Genomic DNA, 13,034 nt, shown 5'->3' on the forward strand with positions numbered 1-13,034 from the left:
CACCACCGCACCGCACAGCACTCCAGGGAGTTCCCCCGTGACCTGCTTCTTCGATCCTCAGCACGGCCCCGGCACCGCGACCGTGACCTGGTCCCCGCAGTGGGGCGTCCCGCGGCCGGTGCAGGCCTGCGGTGGCTGCGCACAGCGGGTGCAGACCACGGTGCCGCCGTTCTACACCCCGCCCCAGCAGGGCTACCCGCAGCCCGCGCCGCAGGCGTACCCCCCGCAGGGCTACCCGCAGCAGGGCGGTTACGGCCAGCCGTACGCGGACCCGCACGAGCACTACGACCACCACGACCACCAGCAGCACGGCGGCGGCCGCCGGTTCGGGGCCGGCGCGCTCATCGGCGCCGGTGCGGCCGGCCTCGTCGGGGGCGCCCTGCTGAACGAGGCGTTCGACGACGACGAACCGGAGGTCGTCGTCAACAACTTCTACGAGGACTGACCCCGGCGACGTCCGCGAGGACCGCCCCCGCAGACGTCCGCGAGGACGCCCCTCGCCCGCCCGCCCTCGTCCCCGATCGCGCTCCGCGGCGGACGGGCACCGCTCACCCCGCCCTTACCATGGGTGGACGCATTTGTGCGCCAACTGTGAAGAGGGCGGGGACAGGAGAGGGCTGTGACGGAGAGCTCCGGTGGCTTCGAGGATCCGCCCGCCGAGGTGCTGGCGGAGGCGGCCGCCGCGTTCGGGCTGCTCGCCTCCTCGGCCCGGCTCCACCTGATGTGGGCGCTGTCGCAGGGCGAGAGCGACGTCACGAACCTCGCCCACCGGGTGGGCGGTGCGCTGCCCGCGGTCAGTCAGCACCTGGCCAAGCTGAAGCTGGCCGGGCTCGTCCGGTCCCGGCGGGAGGGGCGTCGGCAGGTCTACTACATCGACGACCCCGACATCGTGACACTCGTGCGCGTGATGGTCGGGCAGCTGACCGCGCGGTCGCAGCAGGCCTCCGCACCGGTGCACCGGTTGCGCGGGATCGGTGGCTGAGAGCACCGCGTCCGCGGGAGGGCACGGCGGGGCGCCGGACACCGGCCTCCCGCCGGCGTTCGCCGACGCCCGCGCCGCCGGGTCCGCCGACCCGGCCCACGGAGCGGCCGACCGGGCCCGCGGGGCGGCCGGCCCGACGCACGGAGCGGCCGACCCGGTGGACCGAGCGCCCGGCCCGGCCTTCGGGGCGACCGATCCGCCCTCCGGGGCCGAGCAGCCGGTCCCGGCCGAGCCGACCGTGCTCGAGGTCCTGCGCGAGCTGGGCACCGGTCCGCGCGGTCTGACGGAGGCGGAGGCCGGGGAGCGGCTGGCCCGGTTCGGTGCGAACGTGCTTCCCTCGCGCCGGGAAGCGAGCCGACTGCGGCTGTTCGTCCGCAGCCTGCGGGACCCGTTCACCGCGGTCTTGCTGTGCCTGGGTCTGGTGTCGGCGGCCGTCTTCGCCGGGGGGACCGCCTCGGTGATCCTGCTGCTGGTCGTGGTGAGCTGTGCGCTCCGGGCGGCCGGGGAACACCGGGCGGACCGGTCCACGGCCGCGCTGCGCGAGCTGGTGGCGACCACCGCCACGGTCGTGCGCCGCGCGGACGCGGACGCGGCCCCCGCGAGCCGGGAGCTGCCCGTGGACGAACTGGTCCCGGGGGACGTCGTCCGGCTCGGACCGGGCGACCTCGTACCGGCGGACGTACGGCTGCTGCGGGCGCGCGGCCTGACCGTGCACCAGTCGGCGCTGACGGGCGAGTCCGCCCCCGTCGCCAAGAGCGCCGGCGACGTCCCGGCCGACGACACGGCCGCCGGCCTCTTCGGGCAGCCCCACCGGTGCTTCCAGGGCAGCAGTGTCGTCTCCGGCAGCGCCACCGCCGTCGTCACGGCGACCGGCGCGCGCACCCGGTTCGCCGCCGCGCACGGCCGGGCGGACGGACGGCGGGCGCCGAGCGCCTTCGACCGTTCCGTGCACGGTGTCTCCTGGATCCTGATCCGGTTCATGCTGCTCACCCCGCCGCTGGTGCTGATGGCCAACGCGGCGCTGCGCGGGCGCGGCCTGGAGACGCTGCCGTTCGCCGTCGCCGTCGCGGTCGGGCTGACCCCGGAGATGCTGCCGGTGCTGGTCACCACCTGTCTGGCACGGGGAGCGGCGGTGCTGGCACGCACCCACGGAGTGATCGCCAAGCGGCTGCCCGCCCTGCACGACCTCGGCGCCGTGGACGTGCTGTGCGTGGACAAGACCGGCACCCTCACCCAGGACCGCCCGGTCGTCGACCGCTCCCTCGGCCCGGACGGCCACGACGACCCCGAGGTGCTGCGCTGGGCGGCCGTCAACGCCTGGTGGACCCTGCACCTGGCCGACCTGCCCGCGCCCGACGCCCTGGACGAGGCCGTCCTGGAGCGGGCCGAGGAGGCCGAGGTGACGGCGTACGACGGGATCGCGGCCGTGCCGTTCGATCCGGCCCGCCGCCTGTCGACCGCCGTGGTCCGCACCCCCGGCCGGCTCGGCGCACACACCCTGGTCGTCAAGGGCGACGTCCGAGCCGTCCTGGAACGCTGCGCCCTCACCGACGACGAGCGCGCACGGCTGGCCGCCCTCGCCGGGCTCCAGGCGCGACAGGGCCTGCGCGTGCTGGCCGTCGCCACCGCCGAACGCCCCGCCCGCACCCGCGACTACACCCCCGCCGACGAACGGGGCCTGACCTTCCGCGGCCTGGTCACCCTGCGGGACGACCTCGCCCCCTCCGCCGCCCCGGCGCTGCGGGACCTCGCCGAGCGGGCGGTGACCGTCAAGGTGCTCACCGGGGACCACCCGGGCACGGCCCTGCGCGCCTGCCGGGACCTGGGGCTGGCCGTGGAGGCGGCCGACGTCCTCAGCGCCGACCGCATCGACGCCGTCGCCGACGCCGACCTGCCGGAGCTGGCCGGCCGTACGACGGTCTTCGCCCGCTGCACGCCCGAGCACAAGACTCGGATCACGCGGGCGCTGCGGGCCGCCGGCCACACCGTCGGTTTCCTCGGTGACGGGGTCAACGACCTGCCCGCGCTGCGCGCCGCCGACGTCGGCATCGCCCCGCGGGGGGCCGCCGACGTGGCCCGGGAGGGCGCCGACGTGGTGCTCGCCGAGAAGGACCTCACCGCGATCGCGCACGCGGTCGGCGCGGGCCGGCACGCCGGCGGCAACATCGCCACCTACCTGCGCGTCACCCTGTCCTCCAACCTCGGCAACGTCATCGCGATGCTCTCCGCCGGGCTGCTGCTGCCGTTCCTGCCGATGCTGCCGGCACAGGTGCTCACCCAGAACCTGTGCTTCGACGCGGCCCAGCTCGCCTTCGCCCACGACCGCCCGCACCCCTCGGTGCTGCGCCGGCCGACGGTGCTGCGCCCCCGCGGCCTGCTGCGGTTCATCACCGGCTTCGGCATGCTCAACGCGGTCGCCGACCTCGCCACGTTCGGCGTGCTCGCGCTCGCCCTGCACGGGCCGGGCACGGGGGACGACGAGGCGGTGTTCCACTCCGGGTGGTTCACCGAGAACCTGCTCACCCAGGCGCTGGTGATGCTGCTGCTGCGCACCGGCCGGCGCGGCGCCGGGGGCCGGCGGCCGGGCCCGGTCGCCTGGGCCGCGATCGCGCTGGCCGTCATCGGCCTGGCGCTCCCGCCGTCCCCGCTCGGCCCCGCGCTCGGCCTGACCGCCCTGCCGCCGCTGTACTACGCCCTGCTCACCGCCGTCCTGCTGCTGTACGCCGGCTGTCTGCTGTTGGCCCGCGTCCGCCGTGAACGACGGTCCGCGTGAGGCGCCCCGCCCGCACGGACGGCTGTCCGCGGCCTTGCCGGGGCCTGTGGAGCGGGTGTGGATCTGTCCTGCCCGCCCTTGGGTTTGTTAGATTGCGCAATCACGCAACCGATGCGGAGCGAGCGCCCGACGGGGAGCGAGCGCTTCGCCGGTCCGTAGACCGCCGCGCATGTCCGGCCGTGCCCCGACGGCCCGGTCTGATGGGCCCGACCGTTCAGGGGAGTGGGAGATGAGCGAGCCGTGGGACGGCCGGGCCGGCCAGGCCACGCGCCGGCGCACCGCCCAGGTGCCCGGGCAGCGTACGGCCGGCGCCGAGGCCGGACACTCGCGAGGCGGCAGGGCCGCGGCCCGGGCGGCGGACGCCCGCCCGCGTGACGCCGCCCGCCGGGCCGCCGCCTCCCGGGGGCGCGGCGGCCCGCGCCCGCGGCGCCGGGCCCGTACGGCCGGACGGGGCAGGCGCATTCTGAAGATCGCCGCGCTCTGCCTGTCCGCCCTGATCGTGGTCACCGCGGGCGTCGGCTGGTGGTTCTACGAGCACCTCAACGGCAACATCAACAGCGTCTCGCTCGACGGCAAGGGCGGCGCGGAGACGGCGGACGCCTTCGGCCGCACGCCGATCAACATCCTGGTCATGGGCTCGGACGGCCGCACCAACGCCGCCGACTGCTCGCTCGGTGGCGGCTGCGGCAGGACCGGGGTGCAGACCGGCAGCAACGCGGACGTGGAGATGGTGGTGCACATAGCGGCCGACCGGTCCAACGCCACCGTGATGAGCATCCCGCGGGACACGATGACCCAGGTCCCGGCCTGCACCGACAAGGCGACGGGCCGCTCGACGCCCGGCTACTACGGGCAGATCAACAGCGCGCTGCAGTACGGCCCGGCCTGCCAGGTGGCCACCGTCCACCAGTTGACCGGCATCCCCATCGACCACTTCGTCAAGATGGACTTCTCCGGCGTGGTGAAGATGTCCGACGCGGTCGGCGGCGTCCCCGTCTGCGTCAGCGACGACGTCTACGACACCTACTCGCACCTGAAGCTGTCCAAGGGCACCCACACCCTCAAGGGCGTGGCGGCGCTGGAGTTCGTCCGCTCCCGGCACGGCTTCGGCGACGGCAGCGACCTGGGGCGCACGGTCTCCCAGCACATCTTCCTCAGCGCGATGATCCGCAAGTTCAAGAGCGCGGGCACACTCACCGACCCCTCCGCGGTCTACGGGCTCGCCGACGCCGCGACCAAGGCGCTGACCGTGGACGACGGCCTGGGCAGCGTGAAGAAGCTGGTCTCGCTGGCGGCCCAGGTGAACAAGGTCCCCACCCAGCGGATGACCTTCACCACGATGCAGACGGCGCCCGACCCGAACAACACCGAGCGCGTGGTGGTGGGCCCGGGCGCCAGGACGCTGTTCGCCACCATCGCGCACGACCAGTCGCTGACCACCGGTGACGGCGAGAAGTCCGCGGCGGCCTCCGCGACGGCGAAGCCCACTCCCACGGCCACCGCCTCCGCCGTCCCCGCCTCCCGGATCACGGTGACCGTGGAGAACGGCACCGCCGTCACCGGCCGCGCCGCCGCCGTCGCCACGGCACTGACCGACCAGGGCTTCGGCTCCGGCACGACCACTGCCAACGCCCCGAGCCCGGCGGCGACCACCACCCTGACCTACGGCACAGGCCAGAAGGCCGAGGCGCAGACGGTCGCCGACGCCCTCGGGCTGCCCGCCTCACAGCTGCGGCAGGGCAGCGGCACCGGCCTGACCCTGGTGATCGGCCGCGACTGGACCAGCGGCACGAGCTATCCGGGCGGCGCCTCCGCCTCCTCCTCGCCCGACGGGAGCAGCGGCGACCAGGGTGGCGACAGCCAGGGCGGCGGCTCCTCCTCCGCGCCCGCCGACACCGAGGCGGCGGTCTCCAACGCCCATGCGCAGACCGCCCTGACCAAGACCTGCGCCAAGGTCAGCCCGTACAAAACGGTCTCCCTCAACGGCGTGTCCATGACACCGTCCCAGGCGTACGCGGCGGCCCGGGACAAGCCCGACTCGGACCGGTGAGACCGGGCGGTGGCGGCCGACCCGAGCCTGTACAGTTGCGCAAGTCTGCAATCGTAGGAAGGGGTGGACGGGATGCTGCGCAACGGGCTGGAGCCCTGGCACCTGCTGATCGTGGCGATCGTCATCATCGTGCTCTTCGGCTCCAAGAAGCTGCCGGAGGCCGCCCGCGGCCTCGGCAAGTCGATGCGCATCCTCAAGAGCGAGGCCAAGGCCATGAAGGACGACGGCACCGCCCCGACGCCCGCCGCCGCCCCGGCCGACGGCGCGCCCGCCGAGCCCGCGCCCCGGGTGATCCGGTCGGCGCCGGGCGAGACCGCGAGCTGACCCGCGGCGCGGCCGGCGGCACCGACACCGCCCCGGCCGCGGGCCGCCCGGCCGGGTGCCGCGCCCGTCACGCACCACCGGCCGGGCGCCGCGCACGTCACACCTCACCGGCCGGGCGTCGGCCCCTGTCGCAGCTACCGGCCGGGCGCCGCCCCCGTCACGCACCACCGGTCAGGCCCCCGTCACACCTCACCGGCCGGGGGTCGGCCCCCGTCGCAGCTACCGGTCGGGGGCCGTCGGCCGCTCAGGCGCCGACGTACTCGGCGAGGTGTTCGCCGGTCAGTGTGGAGCGGGCGGCGACCAGGTCGGCGGGTGTGCCCTCGAAGACGATCCGGCCGCCGTCGTGGCCGGCCCCGGGGCCGAGGTCGATGATCCAGTCGGCGTGCGCCATGACCGCCTGGTGGTGCTCGACCACGATCACCGACTTGCCGGAGTCCACGAGCCGGTCCAGCAGCCCGAGCAGCTGCCGGACGTCGGCGAGGTGGAGACCGGCGGTCGGCTCGTCGAGGACGTAGATCCCGCCCTTGTCGCCCATGTGGGTGGCCAGCTTCAGCCGCTGGCGTTCGCCGCCGGACAGGGTGGTCAGCGGCTGGCCCAGGGTGAGGTAGCCGAGGCCCACGTCGGCCATGCGCCGGAGGATCCGGTGGGCCGCCGGGGTACGGGCCTCGCCGGCGCCGAAGAACTCCTCGGCCTCGCTCACCGGCATGGCGAGCACCTCGCTGATGTCCCGGCCGGCGAGCTTGTACTCCAGCACCGACGCCTCGAACCGCTTGCCCTCGCACTCCTCGCAGGTGGTGGCCACCCCGGCCATCATCGCCAGGTCGGTGTAGACGACGCCGGCGCCGTTGCAGGCGGGGCAGGCGCCCTCGGAGTTGGCGCTGAACAGCGCCGGCTTGACGCCGCCCGCCTTGGCGAACGCCTTGCGGATCGGATCGAGCAGCCCGGTGTACGTGGCCGGATTGCTGCGCCGGGACCCGCGGATCGGGCTCTGGTCGATCGACACCACGTCCGCACCGGCCGGGATCGAGCCGTGCACCAGCGAACTCTTGCCGGAGCCGGCGACACCGGTGACCACGCAGAGCACGCCGAGCGGGATGTCCACGTCGACGCCGCGCAGGTTGTGCGTCGTGGCACCGCGGATCTCCAGCACGCCGCTCGGCGCCCGCACCGTCTCCTTCAGCCGGGCACGGTCGTCCAGGTGACGGCCGGTCAGGGTGCCGGCCGCGCGCAGCCCGTCCACGCTGCCCTCGAAGCAGACCGTGCCGCCCGCCGCGCCGGCGCCCGGACCGAGGTCCACGACGTGGTCGGCGATCGCGATCACCTCGGGCTTGTGCTCCACGACGAGCACCGTGTTGCCCTTGTCCCGCAGCCGCAGCAGCAGGGTGTTCATCCGCTGGATGTCGTGGGGGTGCAGGCCGGTGGTGGGCTCGTCGAAGACGTAGGTGACGTCGGTGAGCGAGGAGCCGAGGTGGCGGACCATCTTCACGCGCTGCGCCTCGCCGCCCGACAGGGTGCCCGCCGGCCGGTCCAGCGACAGGTAGCCCAGCCCGATCTCCACGAACGAGTCGAGGGTGTGCGCGAGCGAGGTGAGCAGCGGTGCCACCGAGGGCTCGTCAAGGCCGCGGACCCACTCGGCCAGGTCGCTGATCTGCATCGCGCAGGCGTCGGCGATGCTGATGCCGTCGATCTTCGAGGAGCGGGCCGCGGCGCTCAGCCGGGTGCCGTCGCACTCGGGGCAGGCGGTGAAGGTGACCGCCCGCTCCACGAACGCCCGGATGTGCGGCTGCATCGCCTCCTTGTCCTTGGCGAGCATCGACTTGCGGATCCGCGGGATCAGACCCTCGTAGGTCATGTTGATGCCCGCGATCTTCATCCGGGTCGGCTCGCGGTGCAGGAAGTCGTGCAGCTCCCGCTCGGTGTACTCGCGGATCGGCTTGTCGGGGTCGACCAGGCCCGACTCGGCGTACAGGCGGTGGTTCCAGCCGCCGGACTTGTAACCGGGAACCTCCAGCGCGCCGCCGTTCAGGGACTTGGTGTCGTCGTACAGCTGGGTCACGTCGAGGTCGGTGACCGTGCCCCGGCCCTCGCAGCGCGGGCACATGCCGCCGGTGATGCTGAACTCGCGCCGCTCCTTGACCTTCTTCCCGCCGCGCTCGACGGTGACCGCGCCGGCCCCGCTGATCGAGGCGACGTTGAAGGAGAACGCCTTGGGGGAGCCGATGTGCGGCTGCCCGAGCCGGCTGAAGAGGATGCGCAGCATGGCGTTGGCGTCGGTGGCGGTGCCGACCGTGGAGCGCGGGTCGGCGCCCATCCGCTGCTGGTCCACGATGATCGCGGTCGTCAGCCCCTCCAGCACGTCCACGTCGGGCCGCGCGAGGGTGGGCATGAAGCTCTGCACGAAGGCGCTGTACGTCTCGTTGATCATCCGCTGCGACTCCGCGGCGATCGTGTCGAAGACCAGCGAACTCTTGCCCGAGCCGGAGACACCGGTGAACACCGTCAGCCGCCGTTTCGGTATCTCGACGCTGACGTCCTTGAGGTTGTTCTCGCGCGCGCCGTGCACGCGGATCAGATCATGGCTGTCGGCGGCGGACAGCGCCACGGTCTGCGTGTCCGTGCTCGTGGCCGTGCTCATCGTGTCTCCATCCGTGGTGCGGGACCGGCGGCTGCGCACGGTCCGGGTCCGCGTCGTCTCCGGTGTCGTCCGGTGAGGCCCGGTGAGGCCCGGTGACCCAGTGTGGTCCGGTCCTCCGGTCTGGTCCGGTGATCCGGTCCGGTCCGGTGTCGCCCGCTCGGCCGCGGCGGGTGCGGGTCCCCCCGCTACGGTGGCCCGCGGGCCGCGCGCTTCTCGATAACTGACCGGTTTCCCGCCCCGACCGACCGCCTCCGTGCGACTGCCCGGCGCTTCGCACCAGGTGGGCGGAGCGCCGGGCAGCAGGGGAAGCCGTCTTCCCGGGAGAACACTGCGAGAAACAAGAACGCGCCGCCCACGATATCCGCGCGCGCACGGCGGGCATCCGCGACGCGCCGCGCCACGCCCGGCCGGGCCCGACGACCACCCGCACGGGTTTTTTTTTCCGCCGCGGGCCATCCCGTCGCCGCCCTGCGCCGTACCCCCTACGACACACCTTCCGCAGAAGGAAGCGAGGGACACGATGGCGATCTTCAAAGATCTCTTCCCCGCCAGTCGCCACGGCCACGGTGACCACGGCGACGACCGGGACCACGGACACGGGCACGGGCACGGCGACCGTTACGGACACGACGACACCTCGATGAAGGGCCGTCGCCGCGGTTCGCGCCACTCGGGTCACGGACGTGGTGGCTACTGACACCGACTCGACGAGGCCGAGCGGACCGGCGCGTGAGGGAGCCGGTCCGCTCCGCCGGTGCCTGCTGCGGCTCCCGCCGCACCGCCGGCACCCGCTGCGCCGCCTGCTCACGGTCGGCGGCGCGGACCCGGACGACGCCGTGGTCGAGGCGGCTCCGCCGCTGTCACCGCGCCAGGTCTTCCGGCGTTTTTGGCCCTACACCCGCGGACGGCGCCGCGTGCTCGTGCCGCTGGCGCTGCTCAGCCTGGCCGGGCCGCTCGTGGACGCGGGCGAGCTGTGGCTGTTCAAGGCCGTGGTGGACGAGGTGCTCGTCCCCCGGGACCCGGCGCAGCTCGTCTGGATCGCACCGGCCTACCTGGGGCTCGTCGCCGTCTCCGGGGTGCTGGGCTTCGCCGACGACGTGCTGTCCACGCACGTCAGCGAGAGCTTCCTGCTGGCGCTGCGCTGCGACGTCTTCCGGCATGTGCAGGGGCTGTCCCTGGGCTTCTTCGAACGGCGGCGGCTCGGGGACGTGCTGGCACGGGTCACCGGCGACGTCGACGCCGTCGAGACGTTCCTGCTGTCGGGCGTGGCCGACCTGCTGTACTACCTCCTCCAGCTGGCCGTCTTCCTCGGCCTGCTGTTCTACCTCCGCTGGGACCTGACCCTGCTCGCGCTCGTCATCGTGCCGCTGTTCTGGGGCGCGGCCCGGCACTTCTCCCGGCTGGTCAAGCAGGCCTCCCGGGAGCGCAGGCGGCGCAGCGGTTCGCTCGCCGCGGTCGCCGAGGAGTCGCTCGGCAACGTCGCCCTGGTCCAGGCGTACAACCGGCAGTCGTGGGAGGAGCGCCGCTTCGCGCGCGAGGGGCTGGGCAAGTTCCACGCCGCGATGGCCTCGGCACGCATCCGGGCGGTCTACCGGCCGCTGGTGGAACTGATCGAGGTGGCCGGCGCGCTGGCCGTCATGGGCCTGGGCACCTGGAAACTCGCCCAGGGACAACTCACCCTCGGCGGGCTGCTGGTGTTCCTGGCGCTGATCGGCAAGCTCTACGGCCCCGTACGCGACCTCTCCCGCCTCGGCACCACCTTCTACGCCGCCTCCGCCTCCGCCGAGCGGATCGCCGAACTCCTCGACCAGCGGCCCCAGGTCACCGAGGCCGCCGGGGCCAGGCGCCTTCGCCGGGCCCGCGGCGAGGTGGAGTTCGACCGGGTGTCCTTCCGCTACCCGGGCACGGCGCGGTGGGCGCTGTCCGAGGTGTCCTTCCACGTCCTGCCCGGCCAGACGCTGGCCCTGGTCGGCGCCAGCGGCGCCGGAAAGTCCACGGTGGCCAAGCTGCACCTGCGCTTCTACGACCCCGATCGGGGCGCCGTGCGCCTCGACGGGCACGATCTGCGGTCCCTGGCCCTGGCCGACGTCCGCGACAGCGTGGCCGTGGTCCTGCAGGAGACGCTGGTGTTCCACGGCACGGTGCGGGAGAACATCGCCTACGGCCGGCCCGACGCCACCGACGCCGAGATCGTGGCGGCGGCCCGCGAGGCGGACGCCGACGCGTTCATCCGGCTGCTGCCGGACGGGTACGACACGGTGGTCGGCCAGCGCGGCCGGACGCTGTCCGGCGGGCAGCGCCAGCGCCTGGCGATCGCCCGCGCCATGATCAGGAACGCGCCCGTGCTCCTCCTGGACGAGCCCACCACGGGCCTCGACGCCCGCTCCGGGCAGCGCGTCATGGCCCCGCTGCGCCGCCTGATGGCCGGCCGGACCACCGTCGTCATCTCGCACAACCTGCTCACCGTCCGCGACGCCACCCGGATCGTGGTGCTGGAGGGCGGCCGGGTCGTGGAGGTGGGCACCCACGACGAACTGATCCTGCGCGACGGCCCGTACGCCCGGCTCCACCGCCTCCACTTCGCCACCCCCCATGCCCACGCCCTCCACTCCGACGCCCTCCACTACGACGCCCGCCGCTCGGGCGTCCTCGACTCAGGCGCCGAGCGCGGGGACGGGGGATCGGCGGGCGCGGGCACCGGAACGGTGCTGTCATGACCGGCCGCCGCCGCCCCGGCCCGCCGCTGCCGCCGGGCACCCGCCCGGCCCCGGGCTACGAGATCCTCGGGCACCTGGCGCGCACCGGCTGGCTGGACGTCTACGACGCCTGGAGCGAGGAGCGGGCCTGCCGGTGCGTGCTCAAGGTCGTCCGCCCGGACCGGCGCGGGCACAAGGAGACGGCCGAACGGCTGCTGCGGGAGGGCCGGTGGCTGCGCGAGTTCAGCCACCCGCACCTCGTGCGCGCGTACGAGACCGTCGAGACGCCCGAGCCGCTGGTCGTCCTGGAGACACTGGGCGGAGAGACGCTCTCCCACCTGATCCAGCGGCTCGAGCGGCGGCCGGCCGCGACCGACGTGGCCCTCCTCGGCGTGCAGTTGTGCTCCGCGGTCCACTACCTGCACGGCCGCGGCCTGCTGCACCTCGACCTGAAGCCGTCCAACGTCGTGGTGGAGTGCGGCCGCGCCAAGGTGCTCGACCTGAGCGCGGCCCGCCCGCCCGGCCCCGCCCCGCCCGGAGTGGGCACGTTCTGCTATCTGGCGCCCGAACAGGCGCGCGGCGGCCGGCTGACCGCCGCGGCCGACGTGTGGGGCATCGGCGTCACCCTGTACGAGGTGGCCTGCGGCGACGTGCCGTTCGACCGCGGCGAGACCGTGCACGACAGCGAGACCGCGCACGACACGGCACGGGGCACCGCGCTGGGCGGCGGGGGCGAGGGCGAGAGCGAGGGTGAGGACGGGCCGGTCAAGGAGGACGAGGGAGCCGAGCCCGCCGATGCGGCCCGGGAGCCCCAGGAGGCCGGGCAGGCCGGGGATCTCTGGTACCCGCAGCTCGAAGCCGCCGCGCCGCCCATCAGGTCGCGCCGCCGGCTGCCCCGCGCGCTCGCCGCGGCCATCGACGGCTGCCTGCGGCCGGACCCGGCGGACCGCCCGGCCGTCCCGGACCTGGCGGCGGCCCTGCGCACCGCGCTGCCCGGCCGTCGGGGCTGAGCGGCGCCGGCGACCGGGCTGAGCGGCGCCGGGCGGCCGGGCTGAGCCCGTCCCCGCGCCGAGCCCCTCACGTCTCGGCCCCGGTGGCGAAGTGGGAGGTGGCCAGCACCCTGCCGTCGGAGGCCGTCAGACGCGCGCCGACCAGCGTCGAACGGTCGACGTCGGGGATGGGGGCGCCCCAGGAGCCCCGGCCGCCCCGCAGGCTGAAGCTGCCGGCCGGGACGGTGCCGCCGTCCCGGCGCACCAGCAGGCAGGAGACCTTGCCGGTGTAGGAGGTGCCCGCGCCGGTGAGGTCGACGGACATGTAGATCCAGCCCGGGTAGCCCGGGTGGGCGTAGACCTCGCCGGCCGGCCGGCCCGCGTGGGCGCCGGCCGAGGTCAGCCCGCCCCACAGCAGGTCCGTCTCGCGCGGCGCGGTGGTGGGGGCGGGCGGGGCCAAGGTGTCCTCGATGGCCGTGCCGCCCGCCCGGCCGCCGCAGCCGCTCGCCCCCAGGAGCGCGGCGGCGCCCGCGGCGAGCCGGGGCCGGATCCGGCGGCTGGTCGGTCGGCACGGCCATCGAGGAC

The 13,034-nt window shown here is 74.6% G+C and carries 7 protein-coding genes and 2 pseudogenes; 7 read left to right on the forward strand and 2 right to left on the reverse strand.

The genetic code is table 11. The annotated features are described in order from the left end of the window. From GV126_RS27845 to tatA, 5 genes and pseudogenes are all read left to right on the forward strand, one after another. Window positions 1-445 (forward strand): annotated as a pseudogene (locus GV126_RS27845) (TerD family protein); the annotation flags it as partial. A gap of 174 nt (window positions 446-619) precedes the next feature. Further along, window positions 620-982, forward strand: a complete 363-nt coding sequence (locus tag GV126_RS27850; protein ID WP_028421073.1) for an ArsR/SmtB family transcription factor — start codon at window positions 620-622, stop codon at window positions 980-982. Between the two features lie 157 nt (window positions 983-1,139). Next, window positions 1,140-3,755, forward strand: a complete 2,616-nt coding sequence (gene mgtA / locus GV126_RS27855; protein ID WP_159674183.1) for a magnesium-translocating P-type ATPase — start codon at window positions 1,140-1,142, stop codon at window positions 3,753-3,755. A gap of 229 nt (window positions 3,756-3,984) precedes the next feature. After that, a complete protein-coding gene (locus GV126_RS27860) occupies window positions 3,985-5,805 on the forward strand; it encodes an LCP family protein (protein WP_202035140.1) in 1,821 nt (606 codons plus the stop codon). Between the two features lie 72 nt (window positions 5,806-5,877). Beyond that, on the forward strand, window positions 5,878-6,129 hold the full coding sequence (tatA, locus tag GV126_RS27865) for a Sec-independent protein translocase subunit TatA (protein WP_159671917.1): 252 nt from the start codon (window positions 5,878-5,880) through the stop codon (window positions 6,127-6,129). A gap of 244 nt (window positions 6,130-6,373) precedes the next feature. On the opposite strand, the gene GV126_RS27870 is transcribed toward tatA, so the two are convergent. Further along, window positions 6,374-8,764 (reverse strand): ATP-binding cassette domain-containing protein, encoded by a 2,391-nt coding sequence (locus GV126_RS27870; protein ID WP_159671918.1) that lies wholly within the window; start codon window positions 8,762-8,764, stop codon window positions 6,374-6,376. 683 nt (window positions 8,765-9,447) lie between these two features. On the opposite strand from GV126_RS27870, the gene GV126_RS27875 reads away from it, so the two are divergent. After that, on the forward strand, window positions 9,448-11,481 hold the full coding sequence (locus GV126_RS27875) for an ABC transporter ATP-binding protein (RefSeq protein WP_236570135.1): 2,034 nt from the start codon (window positions 9,448-9,450) through the stop codon (window positions 11,479-11,481). Further along, window positions 11,478-12,470 (forward strand): serine/threonine-protein kinase, encoded by a 993-nt coding sequence (locus tag GV126_RS27880; protein WP_159671920.1) that lies wholly within the window; start codon window positions 11,478-11,480, stop codon window positions 12,468-12,470. Before GV126_RS27875 ends, GV126_RS27880 begins: the two co-directional genes overlap by 4 nt. 67 nt (window positions 12,471-12,537) lie before the next feature. Here the strand turns inward: GV126_RS27880 and GV126_RS27885 are convergent. Next, a pseudogene (locus GV126_RS27885) lies at window positions 12,538-13,034 on the reverse strand (hypothetical protein); the annotation flags it as partial.

Origin of the sequence: Streptomyces mexicanus, assembly GCF_902506575.1 — a bacterium.
Taxonomy (GTDB): domain Bacteria; phylum Actinomycetota; class Actinomycetes; order Streptomycetales; family Streptomycetaceae; genus Streptomyces; species Streptomyces mexicanus.